18 protein-coding genes are annotated in these 22,574 nt (G+C 61.3%); 10 read left to right on the top strand and 8 right to left on the bottom strand.

Annotation, left to right across the window (positions count from 1 at the left end):
• Positions 1-141: 141 nt before the first annotated feature.
• The 10 genes from ahcY to B150_RS0102355 all read left to right on the top strand — a co-directional run bounded on the left by ahcY (position 142) and on the right by B150_RS0102355 (position 14,244).
• Entirely contained in the window at positions 142-1,428 is a 1,287-nt protein-coding gene (gene ahcY, locus B150_RS0102400; protein WP_020398283.1) for an adenosylhomocysteinase, read from the top strand.
• Between the two features lie 27 nt (positions 1,429-1,455).
• Positions 1,456-2,625 carry a methionine adenosyltransferase gene (gene metK / locus B150_RS0102395; RefSeq protein ID WP_020398282.1) on the top strand — a complete coding sequence of 390 codons (1,170 nt, stop codon included), beginning with the start codon at positions 1,456-1,458 and terminating at the stop codon, positions 2,623-2,625.
• A 74-nt stretch (positions 2,626-2,699) separates the two neighbouring features.
• Positions 2,700-3,053, top strand: a complete 354-nt coding sequence (locus tag B150_RS0102390; protein ID WP_020398281.1) for a VOC family protein — start codon at positions 2,700-2,702, stop codon at positions 3,051-3,053.
• A gap of 70 nt (positions 3,054-3,123) precedes the next feature.
• Positions 3,124-5,493 (top strand): sensor histidine kinase, encoded by a 2,370-nt coding sequence (locus B150_RS0102385; RefSeq protein ID WP_020398280.1) that lies wholly within the window; start codon positions 3,124-3,126, stop codon positions 5,491-5,493.
• A complete protein-coding gene (gene tsaE / locus B150_RS0102380; RefSeq protein ID WP_020398279.1) occupies positions 5,486-5,995 on the top strand; it encodes a tRNA (adenosine(37)-N6)-threonylcarbamoyltransferase complex ATPase subunit type 1 TsaE in 510 nt (169 codons plus the stop codon). Before B150_RS0102385 ends, tsaE begins: the two co-directional genes overlap by 8 nt.
• Positions 5,992-6,717, top strand: a complete 726-nt coding sequence (locus tag B150_RS0102375) for a nucleotidyltransferase family protein (RefSeq protein ID WP_026168153.1) — start codon at positions 5,992-5,994, stop codon at positions 6,715-6,717. Before tsaE ends, B150_RS0102375 begins: the two co-directional genes overlap by 4 nt.
• Positions 6,717-9,689, top strand: a complete 2,973-nt coding sequence (gene addB, locus B150_RS0102370; RefSeq protein WP_020398277.1) for a double-strand break repair protein AddB — start codon at positions 6,717-6,719, stop codon at positions 9,687-9,689. Before B150_RS0102375 ends, addB begins: the two co-directional genes overlap by 1 nt.
• Positions 9,686-13,123 carry a double-strand break repair helicase AddA gene (gene addA / locus B150_RS0102365; protein ID WP_020398276.1) on the top strand — a complete coding sequence of 1,146 codons (3,438 nt, stop codon included), beginning with the start codon at positions 9,686-9,688 and terminating at the stop codon, positions 13,121-13,123. Before addB ends, addA begins: the two co-directional genes overlap by 4 nt.
• Before the next feature lie 157 nt (positions 13,124-13,280).
• On the top strand, positions 13,281-13,598 hold the full coding sequence (gene trxA, locus B150_RS0102360) for a thioredoxin (protein WP_020398275.1): 318 nt from the start codon (positions 13,281-13,283) through the stop codon (positions 13,596-13,598).
• A 61-nt stretch (positions 13,599-13,659) separates the two neighbouring features.
• Entirely contained in the window at positions 13,660-14,244 is a 585-nt protein-coding gene (locus B150_RS0102355) for a hypothetical protein (protein WP_020398274.1), read from the top strand.
• Between the two features lie 8 nt (positions 14,245-14,252).
• Here B150_RS0102355 and B150_RS0102350 read toward each other — a convergent pair whose 3' ends face one another.
• The 8 genes from B150_RS0102350 to B150_RS0102315 form a co-directional block, all read right to left on the bottom strand.
• Complete coding sequence (locus tag B150_RS0102350; protein WP_020398273.1) at positions 14,253-15,572, bottom strand: bifunctional folylpolyglutamate synthase/dihydrofolate synthase; 1,320 nt, start codon at positions 15,570-15,572, stop codon at positions 14,253-14,255.
• A 33-nt stretch (positions 15,573-15,605) separates the two neighbouring features.
• Entirely contained in the window at positions 15,606-16,478 is an 873-nt protein-coding gene (gene accD, locus B150_RS0102345; RefSeq protein ID WP_020398272.1) for an acetyl-CoA carboxylase, carboxyltransferase subunit beta, read from the bottom strand.
• A gap of 27 nt (positions 16,479-16,505) precedes the next feature.
• Complete coding sequence (trpA, locus tag B150_RS0102340) at positions 16,506-17,330, bottom strand: tryptophan synthase subunit alpha (RefSeq protein WP_020398271.1); 825 nt, start codon at positions 17,328-17,330, stop codon at positions 16,506-16,508.
• Positions 17,331-17,350: 20 nt separating this feature from the next.
• Positions 17,351-18,559, bottom strand: a complete 1,209-nt coding sequence (trpB, locus tag B150_RS0102335) for a tryptophan synthase subunit beta (RefSeq protein WP_020398270.1) — start codon at positions 18,557-18,559, stop codon at positions 17,351-17,353.
• 55 nt (positions 18,560-18,614) lie between these two features.
• Positions 18,615-19,259, bottom strand: coding sequence for a phosphoribosylanthranilate isomerase (locus tag B150_RS0102330; protein WP_020398269.1), 645 nt, complete (start codon positions 19,257-19,259; stop codon positions 18,615-18,617).
• 8 nt (positions 19,260-19,267) lie between these two features.
• The gene (locus B150_RS23355) at positions 19,268-20,185 is read right to left on the bottom strand and encodes an NINE protein (protein WP_211205916.1); all 918 of its coding nucleotides are present in this window, start codon (positions 20,183-20,185) and stop codon (positions 19,268-19,270) included.
• A 40-nt stretch (positions 20,186-20,225) separates the two neighbouring features.
• Positions 20,226-21,059 carry a crotonase/enoyl-CoA hydratase family protein gene (locus tag B150_RS0102320; protein WP_020398268.1) on the bottom strand — a complete coding sequence of 278 codons (834 nt, stop codon included), beginning with the start codon at positions 21,057-21,059 and terminating at the stop codon, positions 20,226-20,228.
• Between the two features lie 66 nt (positions 21,060-21,125).
• Entirely contained in the window at positions 21,126-22,553 is a 1,428-nt protein-coding gene (locus tag B150_RS0102315) for a gluzincin family metallopeptidase (RefSeq protein WP_020398267.1), read from the bottom strand.
• Positions 22,554-22,574: the final 21 nt, after the last annotated feature.

The raw sequence follows: 22,574 nt of genomic DNA, 5'->3' as shown, positions 1-22,574 counted from the left end.
GAATAAAAGATTTCGTATATAAAGAAATCTTTATCTTTTCTTTATCTTTATCGTGTCTCCTGCTATAAGCACATCCAAACGACGCGGGGCATTGCTGTGCGCGGCCCCTTCCGATTGACGAGTTAGTGAGCAGGACATCCCATGACCGATTATAAAGTTGCCGATATTTCGCTGGCCGAGTGGGGGCGGAAAGAAATCAATATTGCTGAGACCGAAATGCCGGGCCTGATGGCGCTGCGCGAAGAATTCGGTGCCTCGCAACCGCTTAAGGGCGCGCGCATCGCGGGCTGCCTGCACATGACGATCCAGACCGCGGTTCTGATTGAAACGCTGACAGCGCTTGGCGCTGAAGTACGCTGGTCCAGCTGTAACATCTTCTCCACGCAGGATCAGGCAGCGGCTGCGATGGCTGCGGCTGGTATCCCGGTATTCGCCTGGAAGGGTGAGACGGAAGAAGAAGCAGAATGGTGTATCCACCAGACCATCAAGGGTCCAAACGGCTGGGTGCCGAACATGATCCTCGATGATGGTGGCGACCTCACGGTCATCATGCACAACGACTATCCTGAGCTGATGGAAGGCGTGAAGGGCATCTCGGAAGAGACCACCACCGGTGTGATGCGCCTCTATGAGATGGCCAAGGAAGGCCGCCTCAAGGTTCCGGCGATCAACGTGAACGACAGTGTCACGAAGTCGAAGTTCGACAACCTTTATGGTTGCCGCGAAAGCCTCGTGGACGGCGTCAAGCGCGCGACCGACGTGATGATCGCGGGCAAGATTGCTGTTGTGTGCGGTTATGGCGACGTGGGTAAAGGTTCAGCAGAATCGCTCCGCAGCCAGGGCGCGCGCGTGATGGTTACCGAGATCGACCCGATCTGTGCACTGCAGGCCGCGATGGAGGGTTATGAAGTCACCACCATGGAAGACGCTGCCTCCATCGGCGATATCTTCGTCACCGCGACCGGCAACAAGGACGTGATCCGCCTTGAGCACATGCGCGAGATGAAAGACCGCGCGATTGTGTGCAACATCGGTCACTTCGACAGCGAAATCCAGATCGCAAGCCTGCGGAACTATGTCTGGGAAGAAGTGAAGCCGCAGGTGGATGAAGTTGTTTTCCCGGATGGCAAGCGCCTCATTGTGCTCGCCAAGGGTCGCCTTGTGAACCTCGGCTGCGCAACCGGCCACCCGAGCTTTGTGATGTCCGCATCCTTCACCAACCAGGTGCTGGCGCAGATCGAGCTTTGGAACAACCATGAGAATTACGGCATCGACGTTTATGTACTGCCGAAGCATCTGGACGAGAAAGTGGCATCGCTTCACCTCGCCAAGCTTGGCGCGAAGCTGACCAAACTGTCGGCGGAGCAGGCGAAGTACCTCGGCCTTCAGGTTGAAGGTCCGTTCAAGCCGGAACATTACCGCTACTAATCCCCGCCGGATGAAAGGCACAGGCTTATGAAAGAGTATGTATTTACGAGCGAATCGGTTTCCGAAGGCCACCCGGATAAGGTAGCTGACCGGATTTCTGACGGCGTTGTTGACCTTTACCTCGGTGCGGCACCTGAAGCGCGTGTGGCGTGTGAAACGATGGTGACCACCAACCGTATCATCCTCGCGGGTGAGGTTCGTGGCCCTGAAAGCATCACCGCCGACGATATCGAGGAAGTGGCGCGCGGCGCGGTGCGCGAGATCGGGTACGAGCAGGAAGGCTTCCACTGGAAGAATGCCGTGTTCGAGAACCACCTGCATGAGCAGTCCGCTGATATCGCGCAGGGCGTCGACGCGGCTGGAAACAAGGACGAAGGCGCGGGCGATCAGGGCATCATGTTCGGGTACGCCTGTGACGAGACCGAAAGCTTCATGCCGGCACCGATTGACTATTCGCACCGTATCCTGAAGTCGCTGGCTGCTGCTCGCCACTCCGGCGAAAGCCCGGAGCTGGAGCCCGACAGCAAAAGCCAGGTGACGCTCAAATATGTGGACGGCAAGCCAGTGGGTGCGACCAGCATCGTGGTGTCCACCCAGCACAAGGAAGGTGTCACGCAGGAAGCTCTGCGCGCGCTCGTGCGCAAGCACGTCGAAGGGGTTTTGCCCGAAGGCTGGATGTGCCCCGAGGACGAGTTCTATGTGAACCCGACGGGCAAGTTCGTCATCGGTGGTCCTGATGGTGACGCGGGCCTTACGGGCCGCAAGATCATCGTGGATACCTACGGCGGCGCAGCACCGCACGGTGGTGGTGCCTTCTCCGGCAAGGACCCGACCAAGGTGGACCGTTCGGCGGCTTATGCTGCGCGTTACCTCGCGAAAAACGTGGTGGCCGCGGGCATTTCCACGAACTGTACCATCCAGCTTGCCTATGCCATTGGTGTCTCCAAGCCGCTCGCGGTTTATGTGGACCTCTGGGCCAATGAGGCGGGTATTGACCCGCACCGCCTGTCCCGCGTTCTGCAGGATATGGTGAACCTCAGCCCGCGCGGCATTCGTGAGCACCTGCAAATGAACAAGCCGATTTACGCGCGCACCGCAGCTTATGGCCACTTTGGCCGCAAGCCGACGGAAGATGGCGGCTTCTCCTGGGAGAAGACCGACCTCGCAGCCGCGCTCAAGTCCGAGTTTGGCCTCTAGGCTTCACGAAGCCGTCAACTGATTGAAGGCGCGCCTCCCCTCCGGTACGGTCACCGGAAAAGGGAGGCGCGCTTTTGTCTGTTAAACGTATCGTCTGCAACATCGCGGCAGAACAACCGGCGGCGGCTATTGGCTTTTACCGGGACCTTCTGGGGCTCGATCTCGCAATGGACCAGGGCTGGATTGTCACCATGGCGGCGCCCGCCACATCCCATATGCCGCAGGTAAGCTTCATGTCTGAAGGGGGTTTCGGCACGCCGGTTCCCGATATGTCTATCGAGGTGGAGGACGTCGATGCCGTGTACGCCAAGGCGACGGACATGGGTGCTGAGATTGTCTACCCCATCACTGACGAGCCTTGGGGTGTGAGGCGCTTTTTCGCGCGCGACCCCATGGGCAAGACCCTTAACATTTTGAGTCATCTCTGAAATCGCTGCCTTGTCTCGACCCCTTTTCGGGCTTACTCTCGGATAGCTTTGAAGGAGGGGACATTTACCGATGGGCGAGGCTGAGCTGTCATCATTGGCCCTGTGGGGCATCGTGGCGAGCGCAGCCCTTGCATGGATTGTCCTTGGCCTGAGTGCGCTGTGGCGCGCCGGCCGCCTCACGGACCGTGCCAACGGCCTTCAGGAGCTTACCCATTTTCTCGACAGCATGATCCGGTCCGACCGGCGGCATCCCATCTGGCTTTGGGCTGACGGTCGCATTCAGGCCGACATGGGGTCGCTTGCGCTTGTCGGCCTCGGTGACAGCGCCAGTCATGTGGACGAATTGGCGGCGGATGGTGGGGTCATCCCGCACGATATTGTCAGTGCGCTCAAGAAAGACATGAAAAATGGCACGGATGGCACCTCGCCCTATGTGATTTATCAGGGCAAGGACAGGCCCCGCCTTATCCTCGACGTACAGCCGCTGCCCACCAATGACGACCGCTGGCCCGCCAGCGTGCTCTGGGTTGAAGAAGTGCGCGACCGGCCGCAGCGTGGCTACCGGCAGGGTGTGCGCGCGCTTGAGCTCAGGCTTGAGGACCTCAGCCGCGCGTTCAACAGCCTGCCGTTCCCGGTGTGGGTGCGCGGGCCGGACTTCTCCCTCCTTGAAGTCAACAGCGCCTATGTGGACGCGGTGGACGGGGAAAATGTGTTCGATGTGGTTGAGCGCGGGGTGGAGCTTTTCGACCGTGGCAGCCTCTCAAGCGTGCGCAAGGCACGTGAGAGCGGCATGCGGGTGCGCGAACGCCGCTTTGGCGTAATCGACGGCCAGCGCCGCGCCTTCACTGTTATCAACACACCGATTGACGAGGCGGGCAATATCCTCGGCGTTGCGGTGGACGTGACGGGGGAGGAGGAAGCACTTTCGGAGCTGTCCCGCGTGCTCGAATCCCAGTCCGAAACCCTGAACCGGCTCAGAAGTCCGGTGGCGATTTTTGGTCCCGGCCAGACCTTGCGGTTCTACAACAGCGCCTTCGCGCGGCTGTCGCACCTGTCGGAAGATCTGCTGTCGTCCGAGATCCGCCATGGCGAGCTCTTGGATGCCATGCGCGAACTGCGCCGCCTGCCAGAGCAGATCGACTTCCTGCAGTGGAAGAAAAACGTGCTTCGGCACTATACCACGCTCCTGGAACCCTATGAGGAGATGTGGCACCTGCCGGACGGCACCGCCCACCGGGTGGTCACGCAGCCGCACCCGCTTGGTGGGCTTCTGATCCTCTTTGAAGATGTGACCGACCGCTTGGCGCTCGAACGTTCCTACAACACGCTTATCGCCGTGCAGCAGGAAACGCTCGACCACATGCGGGAGAGTATCGCGGTGTTCGGTTCGGACGGTCGCCTGCAACTCTCGAATCCCGCGCTCAAGGACCTGTGGCAGCTTGATGATGAGCTCCTTGAAGGCAAGCCGCACCTCTCCATGCTCGCGATCGATATCCCGCTTGATGAAGCCCGGCCCGGCTATCAGGACGAGGAAGATATCCGCGCTCGCTTGCCTGCCTGGGTGTCGGACCGCAAACACCGGTCCGGGCGCTGGTACCGGAAAGACGGGCTTGTGATCGACTACGCGCTTGTGCCGCTACCGGACGGCGGCGTCATGCTCACGCAGAGCGATGTCACAGACAGCTTCAAGGTGGAACAGGCGCTTCGGGAACGCTCGAACGCGCTTGAAGCTGCTGACCGCCTCAAAAGCGAGTTCATCACCAATATGTCCTATGAGCTCCGGACCCCGCTCAACTCCATCATCGGTTTTGCCGAAATGCTGGACCAGAAGATATTTGGTGAACTGAACGCCCATCAGGCCGACTATGTGAAAAACATCCTCAGCGCGTCTGACGACCTCAAGGTCCTGATCGCGGACGTTCTTGACCTCGCCGTGCTCGATGCGGGCGAAGCGCAGCTTGAACTTGAAGACGCGGATGTGAAAAGCGAGCTGGCGGACGCCGCCACACTCGCTGCCGATATCGCCCGCAAGGTGGATATCACCCTCAATATGGACGAATGCGACGACGTGGGCAGCATCATGGCCGACCGCAGGCGCCTCAAGCAGATTTTCTACAACATGGTCTCGTCCATGCTGAACTTCGCGCGCTATGGCGGCACGCTGTCGGTCAAACTTGAAGGCGGGGACGGTGATGTGAAGGTCACCATCTTCAATCCGGATTCGGGCCTTACGGTGCGGGAACGCGACCGCCTTGTCGCCACTGTTGCCATGGGTGCGTCGCCGGGTGGCAGGCGTGCGACAGGCCTTGATCTCGCGCTGGTTCGCAGTATTGTCGGCCTCCACAAGGGCAGTATCGCACTTGACGCTTACGGCGTTGAAGGGCTAGCCCTAAGCTGTACCCTGCCGCGTGTGCAGGCAGACCCTGCCATTCATGAATAAGCCGAGCATCCAAGACCCGACCATGCCAAACGAGACGCTTCTAGACCTTGTCTGCTTGAGCGAACAGGACACCGCCGCCTTTGCCGCGCGCCTTGCCGCTCACCTTGAAACGGGTTCGCTTGTTGCGCTGACCGGTGACCTTGGCGCCGGCAAAAGCACACTCGCCCGCGCCTTCATCCGCGCACGCCTTGAGGACGATGAGGCCGAAGTGCCAAGCCCCACCTTTACCCTTGTGCAAACCTATGATGCCCCTGATGGCACCGAGGTATGGCACGCCGACCTTTACCGCCTGACCGACCCGGAAGAGGTGTATGAACTTGGCCTTGATGAAGCGCGGGACGACGCCATCTGCCTCATTGAGTGGCCGGACCGCATGCCGGAAAGCTGGTGGCAGGACGCGCTTGAAATCACCTTGGAGATAGGCGACGCCGGCGCGCGCCAGCTCAGCCTAAGGGGCGATAAAACCCGCTGGAGCAAACTTGTGGCGGAGGTTGCAGCGTGAGGGGGATCATCCTGTCAGCGGGGCTCGGTACCCGCATGGGCGACATGTCCAGGCGTATCCCCAAGCCGCTTGTCGAAGTAGCGGGCCGCACGCTGATTGACCGCGCGCTCGACCGGGCGGACGCGGCTGGCCTCGACCGCGTGGTCGTCAACGTACACCACCATGCAGACCAGCTTGAGGCGCATCTGGCGCCGCGCATCGCTGCAGGCCACGTGGTGATCTCTGACGAGCGAGACTGCCTGCTTGAGACTGGTGGCGGCGTGAAAAAGGCGCTTCCGCTTCTGGGCTCACAACCCTTTTTCGCCATGAATAGCGATGCGCTATGGCTTGACGGTGCGGGTTCCACGCTCCTGCGCCTCGCATCCCACTTTGATGCCGCGCGCATGGATGCACTCCTTCTGCTGATCCCGACACCGGATGCCCTAGGCTATGACGGGGTGGGCGACTTTATCCCCTTCGCGGGCGGTATGGCGCCGGTACCGATCGCCTTCCGGGGCGACGCCCCCGCGGCCCCCGTTATGTTCGGCGGCATCATGATGATCCGGCCCGAACTTTATGACGGTACGCCTGACGGCGCCTTTTCCAACCGTGTGGTGTTCAGGAAGGCGGTCGAGAATGGCCGCCTGTTTGGCATCGTGCACGACGGGCACTGGATTCATGTAGGCACCCCTGAAGGCGTGGTGGACGCGGAAGCACGGCTCAAAGAACTTGGGGCTGCCTGATGACTGTGCGTGCGCCCAAGGTCTATACCATCTCCCCCGCCTATTCCTTCACGGACGCGCTGGCGGAAGGGGTGATGGCCATGGCGGGCGGCGACCCGACCGAGCTTTCTGAAATCACCATCCTTGTGCCCAACCGGCGGGCGCAACGGTCGCTGCGCGAGGCATTCCTGCGCATCATGGGCAAACGCCCGATGGTGCTGCCGACCATGCGCCCCATTGGCGACGTGGACGATGATGAGATCGCCTTCCTTGGCGCGGGCCTCGGGCTTGACCCGTCTGACATTCCGCCCGCCATATCCGGCGTGCGCCGTCAGGTGCTTCTGATGCAACAGGTCATGAAGTGGGGCGGCGCGGGGGAGACTGGCCTTGCACCAGCACAAGGCTGGCGGCTCGCCGGTGAACTTGCCAAACTGATGGACCAGCTTGAGACCGAAGGCCTACCGTTTGATGGCCTCAAGGATCTGGTGCCTGAAGGTCTCGCGCACCACTGGGATATTACCCTTCAGTTCCTGCAAATCGTCTCGGCCCACTGGCCCACCATTCTGGAAGCTGAAGGCGCGATCAATCCGGCTGCGCGACGCGATACGCTCTTGCGCCTACTGGCTGACCTGTGGGAGGCGCAGCCGCCACGGGGCAAATTGATTGCGGCGGGCTCCACCGGTTCCATCCCGGCAACCGCCCGCCTGCTGTCTGTTGTTGCGCGCCTGCCGGACGGTATGGTCGTGCTGCCGGGGCTTGATACCCGTATGGACGATGCCGCGTGGGAGGCGGTGGACGCCAGCCACGGGCAGGGTGTTGTGAAGGCACTGCTTACTGATATGTCCGTCAACCGCCATGAGGTGCGGGAATGGGACGTGGGCCATGCAAGCGAGACCGCAACCCGCGCCCGCCTGTTCCGTGATGCGCTGTTGCCGTCTGTGGTCACCGACCGTTGGATGAGCCTTGGTTACGATAGCCTGCCGAAGGACGAGCTATTCCGGGGCCTGAGGAAAATCGTTGCGCCAACGCGGCGGGAAGAAGCAGCGGCCATTGCTATGGTCATGCGCGAGGTACTGGAGGTGCCGGAACGCACAGCCGCACTCGTGACACCAGATCGGGCGCTGGCGCGCCACGTGCGCGCCGCCCTCGCGCGCTGGGGCATTGATGTGGATGATACGGGCGGTGACAGGGTGCTCAATACTGTACCCGGCCGCTTCCTTGGCCTGATCGCCAGCGCCGCGAGCGAGGGTTTTGCGCCTGTGCCGCTTCTCGCGCTCCTGCAGCACCCCTTTGTTTCTGCGGGTGGTGACAGACGGGCCTATCTCGCTGCTATCCGGCGCTTTGACATGTTTGTCATGCGCGGCGTGCGCCCGGCGGGCGGGCTTGATGGCCTGATGGCCCGCGCCGAAGCGGCAGTGGATGACAAAAAGGCAGACTTCAACAAGGATGACCTTGTCATAGTGCGCGCGGTGACCGACTGCCTGCGCCCGCTCGAGCAAGCGCTCGCGAACCGTGAGCCGCTCGACATGCTGCTCACCACGCACCTGTCGGTTGCGGAAGCCTTGGCAGCGGAAGACGGTGTGGCGGGCACCGACAAGCTCTGGAAGGGCGAAGAAGGTCATGCGCTGGCGGACGCGGCGGCCGAACTGACGCAGGAAACCGGCGCCATCCGCGACGTAACGGCGGACGGCTATGCCGCCCTGTTTGCTGAGCTTTTTTCGGGTGTCACCGTGCGCCCGGTGTGGCGCAAGCACCCGCGGCTTTATATCTGGGGTACACTTGAGGCGCGATTGCAGCGCGCGGATGTGATGATCCTTGGCGGGCTGAATGAAGGCACTTGGCCGGGCGAAGTGAAGCCGGACCCATGGATGAACCGCCCTATGCGCAAGGAGTTTGGCCTGCCGCCCCTCGAACGCCGCACAGGCCAAGCAGCGCATGACTTCATGCAGGCCGCCATGGGGGACGAAGTGATCCTCACCCGTGCCGAGAAGGTGGACGGCGCACCCACAGTGCCAAGCCGCTGGCTGTTCCGGATTGAAGCGCTCGCAGGCGCCGGCATCCCCGAAGCGTCGCATTATCTCGGCTGGGCCCATGCGCTCGATGCTGCCGCCAAAGCCCGGCCGGTGCTGCCGCCTGCACCCAAGCCACCCGTCGCGGCCCGGCCAGTGCGCCTGTCGGTCACGCAGGTAGAAAGCTGGATGCGGGACCCCTACGGCCTTTATGCCCAGAAGGTGCTGAACCTCAAGCCGCTCGACCCCATTGACGACAGGCCCAATGCGTCCACGAAAGGTACGCTGCTCCACGAGGCACTAGAACGTTTCCTCGCGGAAGAAGGCCCGCGCAAGGGTGACACAGGATACGCGAGGCTCATTGCCGTCGGGCGCAAGGTGTTCGAACCGGTGCTGACCCAGCCTGCGGTTTATGCTTTCTGGTGGCCGCGTTTTGAGCGCATCGCCGACTGGTTCATCGCCAACGAAGCCGAGCGCGCGGAAACCTTTGAGGTCGCGGCGGTGGAAGAGTGGGCGGAGGCTGAACTCGCTGGCTCAGGCTTCACGCTTTTCGCCAAGGCTGACCGCATCGACCGCAACAAGGCAACCGGCGCGCTTACCATCATCGACTATAAAACCGGTAATATCCCCTCCGCCAAACGTGTCGCGGCTGGCTTTGCACCGCAGTTGCCGCTTGAAGCCTGGCTCGCGGAGCGCGGTGCCTTCAAAGGGGTGGACGCCGCGCCTGTGGACGATCTTGTGTTCTGGGAGCTTAAAGGCGGTGACCCGGTGCAGAAACAGCACCGGCCAATCAAGGATGTGGTGGAATCCGTTACGGAAGCGGAACAAGGTCTCAGGGGTCTCGTGAAAACCTTTGCCGATGAGAGCGTGGCCTACCTCTCGAACCCGCGGCCCAAAGAAGCCGGATACGGCGATTATGACCATCTGGCCCGGGTGAAGGAGTGGCGCAACACCGCCGACCCGTTTGACGGGGGTGACACATGACGAAGCCCCGTATGACAGATGCGCAGGCGCGCGCCACCTTGCCCATGCTCACGGCATGGGTCGGCGCGTCGGCAGGCACCGGCAAAACCCACGTCCTCACCGCGCGGGTGTTAAGGCTTATGCTCAATGGCGTGAAGCCTGAAAACATAGTGTGCCTAACTTTCACCAAAGCCGCCGCCGCGGAGATGAAAAACCGCATTTTTGAGGAACTTGGCCGCTGGTCGATGATGCCGGATGATGCGTTGGCGGCGGAGATCAACCGCAGGACTGAGGAAGTCGCGGACGCCGAGATGCTGACCGGTGCGCGGCAGCTGTTCGCACAGGTGCTGGACCTTTCCGGCGGGCTGCAGATACAGACCTTCCACAGTTTCTGTCAGGCGCTTCTGGGCCGCTTCCCGCTCGAAGCTGGCATGGCGCCGGGCTTTGAAGGCATCGACGATGCGGTCGCATCCGAGATGATGGCGAGCGCGAAGGACGAGATGCTGGCGCTGACGCGCACTGCACAGGGTTCGCACATTCGCCGCGCACTTGACCATGTGGCGGGCATGGTGACGGAAAATACGTTTGACGAGGTCATCGGGCGCTTGTCGTTCGAGGCGTCCACCCTCGATACCGCCCGCCGCGCCTATACGGAGGAAGGGCTGACACCCGCCCTTTACCGCGCGCTGGAGCTGACACCGGGCGAAACGCGGGACGTGGTGCTGAACGCCGCCATCGCCGATGATGCGTTTGATATTGAAGGCGTGCGCGCCCTTGGTCGCGGGCTCCTTGAGGGTACTGCCCCCGAAGGTAAACTTGGGCAGGCGATCCTTGATTTCACCGCCGCGGAAGGTGAGGCACGCAAAGCGCTCTATGAAGCCTATTCGCTGGTATTCCTCACCGCGACCGGCGGGGCACGCGCCCGCATCGCCAATAAAAAAACGCTGGAGAATAACCCCACGCTCGAGGCGGTGATCGAGAAAGAACAGGCGCGCATGCTGCGGCTGAACGACCGTCTGTTGCGTATCACGGCGGCGGAGGCGACCGTGTCGCTCCTCACCCTGGGCCTTGCGCAACTGAACCGCTACCGGCACCTCAAGGCCGAGCGCGGCATGGTCGACTTTGACGACATGATCGACCGCACGGTCAAGCTGCTGGCGCGTACGGACGTCGCGCCCTGGGTGCTGTTCAAGCTTGATAACAGCATCGAGCATATCCTCGTCGATGAAGCGCAGGACACCAACCGGGAGCAGTGGCGCGTGGTCGAGGCGCTGACGGCCGAGTTTTTTGCCGGGGAAGGCGCGTCCGAGGTGATGCGCACGGTCTTCGCCGTGGGCGACGCCAAGCAGTCCATCTTCTCCTTCCAGCGTGCCGACCCGCGTGAGTTTGTCGCCGCCCGTGACCGGGTGTTTGACCGCGCCCGCGCCGCTGACTGTCTGGCGGAAAGCGTCCCGCTCAATCTCTCCTTCCGCTCGGGTGGGGCTGTGCTGTCGCTGGTGGACGCGGTGTTTGACCGTGAGGCTGAGGCCTGGCACGGCCTGTCCGCGGATCATGAAATTGTGAAACACGACTTTACCCGCAAGGGCCATGGCGGCCTTGTGGAGCTGTGGCCGCTTGAGGCACCAGCGCCTTCGGGCGACGACGATGATGCGCAGGGCTGGGTGCCGCCGCTCATACAGGAACAGGCGGATGACGCCGAAGGCCGCACCGCGTGGCGGGTGGCGCGGCGCATCAAGGCGATGATCACAGGGCGCGAGATGCTCGAGGCGCAGGCGCGCCCCATCGAGGCAGGTGATGTGCTCGTGCTCGTGCGCAGGCGCACCGCTTTTGTCGACCATCTGGTACGCGCGCTCAAGTTCCTCGGCGTGCCGGTCGCGGGCCGGGACCGCATGGTGCTGACGGATGAGCTGCCGGTGATGGACCTGCTCGCGCTCGCGCACGCGGCGCTACTGCCGACCGACGATCTCACGCTTGCCACCGTGCTCAAAAGCCCCTTCATCGGCTTTGATGACGATATGTTGTTCCGTCTTGCCTATGGCCGTAAAGGTGCGCTTTGGCACGCGCTGCAGGCGAAGGCGAGTGAGGACGCAGCGTTTGCGAGCGCGCTTCACTATATGCAGGACGTGGTGCGTGGCGCTGACATCCGCACCCCGTTTGAGTTCTTCTCCCACGTTCTGACGGAGCTTGGCGGGCGGCAAAAGCTCGCCGCGCGGCTCGGTGAAGAAGTGCATGACCCGATCGATGAGCTGCTCGAAGAAGCGCTCAGGTTCGAGCATACGGGCACCGCGTCCTTGCAGGCCTTCATCCACCGGGTCGAGCATGGCGGTACACAAATCAAGCGGGATATGGAAGCCGCGGGCGGTCAAGTGCGTATCATGACGGCGCATAGCTCCAAAGGTTTGCAGGCGCCGATTGTCTTCCTCTCTGACCTTGTGAGCATGCCTAATACCGGCAAGGAAGGCCGCGTGGTGCCGATTGATGGACCAAGCCCCAATATGCCGCCGCTCCTCCTGTGGACCTCACCCGCGGCAGGCCTCGGGCTCGCGGAGGAAAAGAAAGCCGCGCTCAAGGAACAGGCACAGCATGAATACCGCAGGCTTCTCTATGTGGCGCTGACCCGCGCCGAGGACCGGCTGTATATCGCCGGTTGGCAGGGCGAGAAGGAGCCGGACAAAGGCTCGTGGTTCGGCGCGATTGAGGATGGTTTCAATCGTATCGGTTCCGAAACTATATTGCTTGAGGGTGGCTATGAGGTGAAACGCTTCACCGTGCCGCAGACGGCAGAGGTTACGCGCAAGGCGAAGGCTGAGGTGGAGGCTGCGCCAGTACCGCCGCTGCCCGCATGGGCCCGCGCGCGCATGCCGGATGAACCAAGCCCGCCAAAACCGCTCGCCCCCTCAAGGCCGGATGAGGAAGAACCCGCGGCCACCAGCCCGCTCGCACGCACCAAAGCGGCGCGGTTCGAGCGTGGCCGGCTTATTCACAGCATGCTCGAATGGTTGCCGGATATGGCCGCGCCGATGCGCGAGGCGGCGGCAATGCGTTTCATGGCGCGCGCAGGGCTTGATGATGCGACTGCCACAACCTTCTGGCGTGAGGTGGAAGGCATCCTGAATGACACAGCGTTTGCCCCCATCTTCGGCCCCGGTAGCCGTGCGGAAGTACCGATTGCGGGCCTCGTGGGTGGTCGGGCGATTTCAGGCCAGGTAGACAGGCTTCTGGTCAGCGAATCGGAGGTGCTGATTGTCGACTACAAGACCAACCGCCCGCCGCCGCGTGATGCTGCGCTGGTGCCAGAGATTTACCTCAAACAGATGGGGCTTTACGCCCGCGCGCTGGAGGATATCTACCCCGGCCGCCGCATCCGCGCGGCGCTTCTGTGGACCGATATAGCATTCCTGATGGAACTACCAAAAAGCCAGATGGATGAAGCACTTGGCCGCATGGGGCTTTAAGCCATATGTGGTGAAATATCACACAGCCGTTACTAAACCTTGACCATGCAAGGGTGCCTACTTACCTTAACGACTGTGACGAGACCAAAAGGCCCGCGACCGGGCCCCGCGTGAGGCCCAAAGCGCCATCACCGGTTAGCGAAGAAAGAGTAAAAAGATGGCAACCATCACCGTAACTGATGAAAACTTTGAGGCCGAGGTCCTGAAATCCGACAAGCCAGTGCTCCTTGACTTCTGGGCGCCATGGTGTGGCCCTTGTAAGATGATCGGCCCGGTTCTGGAGCAGATCTCCGGCGAGCGTGACGATATCATCATCGCGAAAATGGACATCGACGAGAACCCCGAGACCCCGACGTCCTTCGGCGTTCGTTCGATCCCGACCATGCTGATCTTCAAGGGCGGCGAAGCCGTGGCAACCACCATGGGTGCCAAGCCGCGCGCGCAGCTTGAAGCATGGATTAACCAGTCGATCTAAGGCTGGCGACAGTTTGCTAGGAAAAGGCGCCGCTTTGTGGCGCCTTTTTTATGGGGGAAGAATGGAATATTTAGCGCTTATTCTTGTTCTGACCGCCGTTCCATGGACGGCGAGGTTGATCGCACCTGACCACGACAGTGGAATGCCATTTGTTCTGGCAGCGCCCATCATCGGCACTGGTGTGTTTCTATATCTGGAATACCTGCGCGAAGGTCATTTTGGCGCGTTCGCCATTGTGACATTTGTTGCGACCTTTGTGGCATCATGCGTCGCCGTGGTGGCCCTCGAAGGGGGGCTTTATGCAGCACGAGCTCATTGGTGGAGGCTTCCCGCAGACCAGCGAAGGCACTTCACAGGAGTGGGGGCGGCGGTCCTTGTCGTAGGTGGCTGGATCATGCTGGAGCCCGGAATTTCGCGCGACATAGATTTTCGGAACGCGATCTATGATGGGCTATATCAAGACTCGGTACAAATAGCGGAAAGCTATTTAGAGGCGCAGGGTATTACCATCCCCAACACGAAACCGAAGCTGGTTGAGCACGAAGATGATCCTCTCAAATTTACGGTTGTGTATGAAACGCGGGAGGGTGAAACGCTGGCGGTCGTTGTTTCCCTCCGCACCGATGAAGCGGTTACGCTCAAGTAGCGCAGCCGTCACGCTGGCAACTCGCCCGTCATCTTGAGCACATTGCCTGCGAGGTAGAGGGAGCCGCCGATAAGCACGAACGGCGGGCGTTCGGGGTGGGCGCGCTCAGCAACCATCTTGAGGGCTGAGGGCACGTCCTTGGCGACGATGCCGCTGATGCCCGCGTCTGTGGCGGCAGCGGCGAGGAAACCGGGTTCAGCCGGGTCTTCATCACATTCAATTGGCACCGCAATCACGCGGTCGACCACACCGGCAAGCGGCTTCAGGTAGCCCTTGGCGTCCTTCCGGTTCAGCATGCCCATGATGAGGGTAACAGAGCGCTCAACCGGGTCAACCTGGGCCAGAAAGCCTCTGATCACTTGCCCGGCGGCCGGGTTATGGCCGCCGTCGAGATAGAGGCTCGCGCCCTCCGGCAGGAAACCGTTGAGCGGTGTGCCCACAAGCTCCTGCAGGCGTGCGGGCCAGCGCACCCAACCGAGGCCAGCCTTGATGGCGGCATCGGGAATGGCGACAGCCTTTTGCGCGCGGGCGAGGGCGATAGCGAGCCCCGCATTGATCATCTGGTGTTCGCCCACAAGGCTTGGGGCGGGCAGTTCCATTTCAGTGCGGCCATCGGTGTAGCGGAAGCTGCCGCCTTTGACATGCGGTAGCACGTGCCAGTCTTCATCAAACACCAGCGGCATGACGCCCAGTTCAGTCGCACGCGCGCGAATGACAGGCAGCGCTTCCGCGTCCTGCGGGCCGACAACCGTGGGCACACCAGCCTTGATGATGCCCGCCTTCTCGCCCGCGATGGCCGCAAGCGTGTTCCCGAGGAAGGCCTCATGGTCCATGCTCACGGGCGTGATGCCAACGGCAGCGGGCCTCGCAATCACATTGGTGGCGTCCAGTCGTCCACCAAGACCGACCTCGAGGATACAGAGGTCCGCCGGTGTGCGCGCGAAGGCGAGGAAGGCGGCGGCGGTGGTGATCTCAAAGAAGGTGATATCATCGCCCGCGTTTTTGGCTTCGCATTCCTCGAGGATGGCGGTGAAATCGTCTTCCGCGATGATCTGCCCGGCGACACGGATACGCTCGGCAAAGCGCACAAGGTGGGGGGATGTGTAGACATGCACCCGGTGCCCGGCAGCCTCGGCAATCGCGCGCAGGGTCGCGACGGTGGAGCCTTTGCCGTTGGTGCCCGCCACATGGATGACGGGCGGCAGTTTTTCGTGCGGGTTATCCAGTTTCTCAAGCAGGCGGTACAGCCGGTCAAGCGACAGGTCTATCTCGACCGGGTGTAGCTTCCTGAGGCGCGCGAGCACCTTGTCACTGGCAGTGGTGTCCATAAAAGGCCCTCGCGCGGATGATGTGCGGCGTGTCTATTCAGCCGCTTTTTTGCGGGTGCGACCACCCATCAGCATGGCCAGCACGCTGCCCAGCTTTTCCTTCAGTTCATGACGGTGAACCACAAGGTCCACCATGCCGTGTTCCTGCAGGTATTCGGCGGTCTGGAAACGCTCCGGCAGTTTTTCGCGGATCGTTTGTTCGATCACGCGTTTACCCGCGAAGCCGATCATCGCCCCCGGCTCGGAGATGTGCAGGTCACCCAGCATCGCGTAGGAGGCCGAAACGCCGCCCGTGGTCGGGTCGGTCAGCACCACGATATAAGGGAGGCCAGCGTCGCGCAGCATCTGGATCGCGACCGTGGTGCGCGGCATTTGCATCAGCGAGAGGATACCTTCCTGCATACGGGCGCCGCCCGATGCGGTCAGGATAACAAACGGTGCCTTGATCTTGAGCGCTTCCTTGGCGCCCGCGATGAAACCTTCACCCACAGCCATGCCCATGGAGCCACCCATGAAGAAGAAGTTCTGGATGGCAACCACGGTGGTCACGCCGCCGATCTTGCCAACAGCAACCTTGATGGCGTCCTCGTCACCTGTGGTGTTGCGCGCGGCCTTCAGGCGCTCGCTATAGCGTTTGGTGTCGCGGAACTTGAGTGGGTCCTGGTTCACGCTCGGCAGCGCGATCAGGTCATAGGTGCCGTTATCAAACAGGTTGTCAAAACGGTCTTTAGGCGGCACGCGGTCATGGTGGTCACAGTGTGCACACACATACTGGTTCGCGATGAACTCTTTCTGGAAGATCATCTGCCCGCAGTTTTTACACTTGTGCCAGAGGTTATCCGGCGTGTCCTTCGGGTTCAGAACCTTACGAAGCTTCGGTTTGACATAGTTGGTGAGCCAGCTCATGCGCCTCAACCCCTTCCTGTTTTGTGCTTACCGTTTGGCACTGCGGACACCGTCCGCAAGCTTTCTGGTGAAGGCAAGCACGTCCTTGCTCATGCCCTTGCCGGGCTTATTGTCATCATCGAGGCCACCTTCGATCAGCGATACGATGGCGGAACCGACGACAGCCGCATCCGCAACTTCCGCTACGGCTTTGGCCTGTTCAGGCGTGCGGATACCGAATCCGACGGCAACTGGCAAGTCTGTATGCGACTTGATGCGTTCGACCGCCGCGCCGATATCATCCGCAGTGGCGGACTTGCCGCCCGTCACCCCTGCAACAGCAACATAATAAACGAATCCGCTCGCGCCGGAAAGGATTGTGGGCAAACGCTCATCATCCGACGTTGGCGTGGCGAGGCGAATGACATCAATCCCGGCCTTGTTCGCGGGGATGCGCAGCTCTTCATCTTCCTCTGGCGGCAGGTCAACGATGATGAGGCCGTCAGCGCCTGCGTTCGCCGCGTCAGCGCAGAAACGCTCAATGCCATAAGCATAAACCGGGTTGAAATAGCCCATCAGCACGATGGGCGTGCTGTCGTTGCCCGCGCGGAAGCGGCGCACGATCTCAAGGGTTTTCACCATCGAACCACCAGCGGCCAGCGCGCGCTGGGCGGCGCGGTCAATGGCCGGGCCGTCGGCGGACGGGTCGGTGAAGGGCATGCCAAGCTCGATGATGTCGGCGCCCGCGTCCGGCATGCCGGCCACAATCTCGAGCGAGGTATCAAAATCCGGGTCGGAGGCGGTCACAAACGTGATGAAGGCGGCGCGGTTCTCGGCGCGCAAACGGTCAAAACAGGCGGTCAGTCTGCTCATGGCTTTTGGCTCCCTGCTTCTCAGATTTCAGCGCCGAGCGCTTCGGCAACGGTGAAGATGTCCTTGTCGCCACGACCGGACATGTTCAACACACAGATATGCTCACGCGGAAGTTCAGGTGCCATACGAATGACATGGGCAAGCGCGTGGCTACTTTCAAGCGCCGGGATGATGCCCTCGGTGCGGCAACACATCTGGAAAGCATCAAGCGCCTCCTTGTCGGTCGCGGAAACATAGTTCACGCGGCCCTGCTCATGCAGCCACACATGCTCCGGCCCGATACCGGGGTAATCAAGGCCGGCTGAGATGGAATGGGCCTCGGTGATCTGGCCGTCCGCGTTTTGCAGCAGGTAGGTGCGGTTGCCGTGCAGCACACCCGGCGCGCCGCCCGCGATCGAAGCCGCGTGTTTATCGGTGTCTACACCGTGGCCTGCCGCTTCAACGGCAAACATGTCCACCTCTTTATCGTCGAGGAATGGGTGGAAAAGGCCGATGGCGTTTGAGCCACCCCCTACGCAGGCCACAAGGCTGTCCGGCAGGCGGCCCTCTGCGGCCATGATCTGTTCGCGGGTTTCGCGGCCAATGATGCTCTGGAAGTCACGCACCATCATCGGGTAGGGGTGCGGGCCCGCGACCGTGCCGATGATGTAGAAGGTGTCATGCACGTTCGTCACCCAGTCCCTGAGTGCGTCGTTCATCGCGTCTTTGAGGGTGGCGGAACCGGAGGTCACCGGCTTCACCTCGGCACCCAGAAGCTTCATGCGAAATACGTTGGGTTTTTGCCGCTCAATGTCCACAGCCCCCATGAAGACCGTGCATTTGAGGCCGAAGCGCGCAGCCACTGTGGCTGTTGCAACACCGTGCTGGCCCGCGCCGGTTTCGGCGATCACACGGGTCTTGCCCATGCGTTTCGCCAAGAGCACCTGGCCGATGGCGTGGTTGATCTTGTGCGCACCGGTGTGGTTCAGTTCCTCGCGCTTGAAGTAGATCTTCGCGCCGCCCAGTTCTTCCGTCAGCCGCTCGGCAAAATAAAGCGGGCTTGGCCGGCCGATGTATACGCGGTTCAGCTCATCCAGCTCCTTCAGGTAAGCCGGGTCCTGGATCGCCTCGCGGTAGGCGGCCTCCACCTTGTGCACAAGTGGCATCAGGGTTTCGGACACATAGCGTCCGCCAAATTTTCCGAAGTGGCCTTTTTCGTCGGGGCCGGTGCGATAGCTGTTGAGAACCATGGTGATACCCTACTACTCGAGAAGAAAGCGGAAGACCGTATCTATACGTGCCAACTTACCTAACGGCTTTTGCGGCGCGAAGAAAGGCCTCAATTTTTTCGCCGGATTTTTGCCCCGGCGCATCTTCGACGCCTGAGGAAACATCAACGGCATGGGCGTTACTTTGTGCTATGGCTTCAGGCAGGTTAGAAGCCGTCAGCCCCCCCGCAAGTAACCACGGGAACGTGAACTTCTGTTCCATCAGGATATGCCACGGGAAGGAGACCGCGTTGCCGCCGGGAAGGTCGGCGCCCTTCGGGGGTTTGGCGTCAAAAAGGATGGCATCCACATGCGGGGCGAAGGCGTCAGCCTCAGCGAGGTCCGCGCGTTCGCTCACGCCAATCGCCTTGATGACGGAAACACCCATCCGGTCGCGGATCAACTGGGCTTCGTGCGGGTATTCGTCCCCGTGCAGTTGCACCCAATCAAGGTCAAGCGCGTCCACAGCGGCCTCGATAAAATTATGTTCGGCATTCACAAATACGCCCACACGTTCCGCCCGCTTGGGCAGGTGACGGCGCAAGCTGTGCGCTTCCTGCAGGCTCAGGTTCCTTGGCGAGCGCTCGAAAAACACAAAGCCGAGCCAGCGCGCGCCATAAAAGGCGGCAAGGTTGGCGTGTTCGGCGGTCGTGAGGCCGCAAATCTTCGTTGATACGGGCATGGTGTGGCTCAGCTGGAGGCAGTATGGGGCCCGTCAGGCAGCCAGATGCGGATGAACCGGCCCTTGCTGTCTGTTTGCGCGCCAAAAAGGATGAACAGGATATCCAGCAGCCAGCCGATGCCAAAAAGCCCGAAGGTGATGATATAAAGGATACCGGTCAGCCAGCGGCCGACATAGAAGCGGTGCACGCCGAAGTAGCCGACAAAAAACGCCAGCAAGAGCGCCACAAGGCGGCTTTTGGGCGAGAAGCGCGCAGCGAGCGCTTCGCTTTGTGTGCGGTAAGCGGATGGCTTCGCGTCGCCGCCCTTGGCGGTCTCACCTGTCTCATCCGGGCTTTCGCCTTTCGATAGCGCAGTGATGGCGTCCGCAATCTTGCGCGCGGCAGCTTCCTGAATGGCCATCACATCATCGCCGGTCATGTTGATGCGGTCGGACCAGAGCGTGGCGGACGTACGGTCAAGCAGCTGCACCGTGATGCGGTAGCGGTTGTCCTGCATGCGGATGCTGCCCTCAAGCACAAAACTTGTGCCCAGTTCACGCGCCACCTCGTGTGGTGCCATGCCGTCCGCGGCCAGTTTTTCGGTCGCGCGTTTGGCGGGGGTGGCAAACTTGGCGGCCTGCAGGTCGGCGATCAGGTCATCCATCAGGCCTTCGGCAAAATGGTCCGGCAGCGCGCCCATTTCCTTGAACGGCATGACAGCGACTGCCGTGCGGCCACCATATTCTGGCGCGGGCGGAGCGGCGTCGACAAAGCCAAGGCCGGGCAGGCTCGCGCTGCTCAGGCCCTCGCCGCGCTTCTTGGCCGTCCAGCGTTCATACATGGTACGACCATTGGTGAAGAGGAACATGGTGAGCGCGCACAGGGTACCAAGGCCGCCCATGAGGTCGGCGTTTTCCTGTACCCAGGCTATGAAAGTCTCAAACATCCCCAAATGTCCTCTCAGGCACCCGGGGAGCCTATGGGCGTCACGCCGGGGCGTCGCTTGCCAGCAGCGGTGCAAACTCCGCAGTTTGCCGCGTCAGCGTCGCGGTCGCTGCTTTCATCAGGTCTTCACCGAGCAACATACCGCTATTCCATGTTGCAACATAGTCCAGACCGTCCGCAACCGTATGGTCGCGTGCATAATTCAGTACCGCTTTTGTACCGCTGACGGCAAGAGGGCTTTTGGATGCAATTTCTTGTGCGAGGCTAAAGGCAGCCTCAAGTGTCGCGTCCTTGTCTGCGTGCACATGGTTGATGAAACCAAGCCTATGGGCTTCATCCGGCAGCATCTTGCGGCCGGTAAAGGCCAGTTCCTTGAGGATGCCGAGGGGCAATAGGTAAGGCGCACGCTGGAGGGTGCCGAGGTCCGCGACGATAGCCACATTGATTTCCTGGATGGAGAACCAGGCATCTTCGCTTGCTAATCGCATATCGCAGGCGGCGATGAGATCGATCCCACCGCCCACACAAGCGCCGTGGATAGCGGCAATCACCGGCACGCGGCAATTATCCACCGCATTGAAGCTGTCCTGCAGCCAGAGGATATGACGGCGGAGCTTGTCGCGCACCCGCGCGGGGTCGCCTTCGGCGCCGCCCAGCACGCTCGCGCTTTCCTTGAGGTCGAGGCCCGCGGTGAAATGTTTGCCGTTGCCGGAAAGCACTACCGCGCGTACGTCCGGGTTGGCATCAAGGGCTTTAAACGCCTTGCCCACTTCCGAGAAGAAGGTGCCGTTCATGGCATTCAGCTTCTCGGGCCGGTTCATCGCCACATGGGCAACACCGTCCTTGATGGTGACGTCAAGCGTTTCATAAGCCATGGCAAACCTCCCTCATGTGCGACTTGCCCATGAATATTGGCCGAAATGCTTTGAGGGCCAGCAAACTTAGCGATAAAGCTTCAGAAGCTCCGCATATGTTTTGGCCTTTGAGAGGTCCTTGCCCGCGCGGCCCTTCTCAAACCAGTTTTGCACCAGCTTTTTGGCCTGTTTCGACGGCAGCGTGCGCGTCAGATAGTCGGCCACGGTGGCAAAGTCCGTATAGCCTGCGCCCATCTCGGAGCGGAAATCGCGGATGATGGACCAGAAAGCCTCATCGCCCAGCATGTCATGCAGCATGGCGTAGGCGAGGGTGCTCATCGCATCGCTTTCAGCCCTGAGGCCAGCGGCGGTGAAGTCGGTGAGCGGGGTTTTGCCCACGGTCGCATTTGTTTTCACAAGCGCGAGCGCGTCACCAAACAGCTTTTCCTTGAGCGCTGGCAGCGCCGCGCTATCGGCCTCATGGCTGCGGATGAGGGTGTCGATGCCGGTGGCCCAGTGGCCTTGCACTTTTGCGGGGTTCAGCATCCACATGTCGGTCAGCGCATGGCCAAGGCTCAGTTCCGCGCCGAACCGGCTATCGGGCACCAGCGCAAGGCCGGGGCCAAAGCTGCTGCCGTAGCCATCCCGCACACTGGCGACGGTGAGTTCCGCACCACTGCGCGGTTCGCCGTACACGTTGGTCAGCGCAGCGATGTCGCTACCCACACGCTCAAGCACCGCATCGGCCTCTGTGCGTTGGCCCGCGCGGTAGGCTACAAGCAGGTTGCCCGACCGCAGGTTTTCATAGTCCCCGACCGCAAGGGTGAGCGGCGCCACCGGCTGCGCGCTTTTGAGTTCATAATTGATTTTGGAGCCGTTCAGGGTCTTCTCAGCCACCATAAGGTTGCCAACGACCTTCTGTTCCCCGTTCACTTCCACAAAGGCGACCTGATGGAAAGGCGCGTGGTGCCATGCGGCTTCAATGGAGGCAAAATCAGCGTCCGCGAACACAGGGTAGGCGAAGCCCTCCGCGCGCAGCATGGTGAAATCGGGGTTCAGGATTTCGCGCACTTCCTCCAGCCCCATCAGCGAAAGGTCTTCAAGCTTGCCGCTATAATGCACCACAATCTCGTACCGGCTGCCCGCGTTCACGGGTTCGGCGAGGGTGATGGTGGTGGCATCAAGGCTGAGGCCCGGTTTGCCCGCAATCATCGCCGTGCGGCTTGCGGTGCGCAGTGCTCGCCCGCCGGGACCCTGTACTTTCATGACCTTGAGACCGGGGTTCAGTAGCACGGTCACCCGGCTCAAGGGCTCTGTGCCGGTGTTGCGGAACGTTACCTGATAGGCACCCAGCATCTGCGCGCGGCTCTCGCTGCGGTCCAGATGCAGTTTTGTGATCAGGGTTGCATTCAGAAGTTCTGTGTCGTCCGCATGCGCGGCGGCACCTGACATTAGAAGGGTGGCAAAACAGGCGGCTGTCTTGGCGAAATGCCCGAGCGAAGAGGTGATCCCCATCCTTATCCTCAAAATATGTAA

Origin of the sequence: Kordiimonas gwangyangensis DSM 19435 = JCM 12864, from assembly GCF_000375545.1 — a bacterium.
GTDB classification, from domain to species: domain Bacteria; phylum Pseudomonadota; class Alphaproteobacteria; order Sphingomonadales; family Kordiimonadaceae; genus Kordiimonas; species Kordiimonas gwangyangensis.
The sequence above is the reverse complement of the archived record's forward strand: the minus strand, read 5'-3'. Positions and strand labels throughout refer to the sequence as shown.

Coding starts and splice junctions, on each gene's coding strand:
- ahcY (WP_020398283.1), top strand. CDS start 142: ATGACCGATTATAAAGTTGCCGATATTTCGCTGGCCGAGTGGGGGCGG.
- metK (WP_020398282.1), top strand. CDS start 1,456: ATGAAAGAGTATGTATTTACGAGCGAATCGGTTTCCGAAGGCCACCCG.
- B150_RS0102385 (WP_020398280.1), top strand. CDS start 3,124: ATGGGCGAGGCTGAGCTGTCATCATTGGCCCTGTGGGGCATCGTGGCG.
- tsaE (WP_020398279.1), top strand. CDS start 5,486: ATGAATAAGCCGAGCATCCAAGACCCGACCATGCCAAACGAGACGCTT.
- addB (WP_020398277.1), top strand. CDS start 6,717: ATGACTGTGCGTGCGCCCAAGGTCTATACCATCTCCCCCGCCTATTCC.
- addA (WP_020398276.1), top strand. CDS start 9,686: ATGACGAAGCCCCGTATGACAGATGCGCAGGCGCGCGCCACCTTGCCC.
- trxA (WP_020398275.1), top strand. CDS start 13,281: ATGGCAACCATCACCGTAACTGATGAAAACTTTGAGGCCGAGGTCCTG.
- B150_RS0102355 (WP_020398274.1), top strand. CDS start 13,660: ATGGAATATTTAGCGCTTATTCTTGTTCTGACCGCCGTTCCATGGACG.
- B150_RS0102350 (WP_020398273.1), bottom strand. CDS start 15,572: ATGGACACCACTGCCAGTGACAAGGTGCTCGCGCGCCTCAGGAAGCTA.
- accD (WP_020398272.1), bottom strand. CDS start 16,478: ATGAGCTGGCTCACCAACTATGTCAAACCGAAGCTTCGTAAGGTTCTG.
- trpA (WP_020398271.1), bottom strand. CDS start 17,330: ATGAGCAGACTGACCGCCTGTTTTGACCGTTTGCGCGCCGAGAACCGC.
- trpB (WP_020398270.1), bottom strand. CDS start 18,559: ATGGTTCTCAACAGCTATCGCACCGGCCCCGACGAAAAAGGCCACTTC.
- B150_RS0102330 (WP_020398269.1), bottom strand. CDS start 19,259: ATGCCCGTATCAACGAAGATTTGCGGCCTCACGACCGCCGAACACGCC.
- B150_RS23355 (WP_211205916.1), bottom strand. CDS start 20,185: ATGTTTGAGACTTTCATAGCCTGGGTACAGGAAAACGCCGACCTCATG.
- B150_RS0102320 (WP_020398268.1), bottom strand. CDS start 21,059: ATGGCTTATGAAACGCTTGACGTCACCATCAAGGACGGTGTTGCCCAT.
- B150_RS0102315 (WP_020398267.1), bottom strand. CDS start 22,553: ATGGGGATCACCTCTTCGCTCGGGCATTTCGCCAAGACAGCCGCCTGT.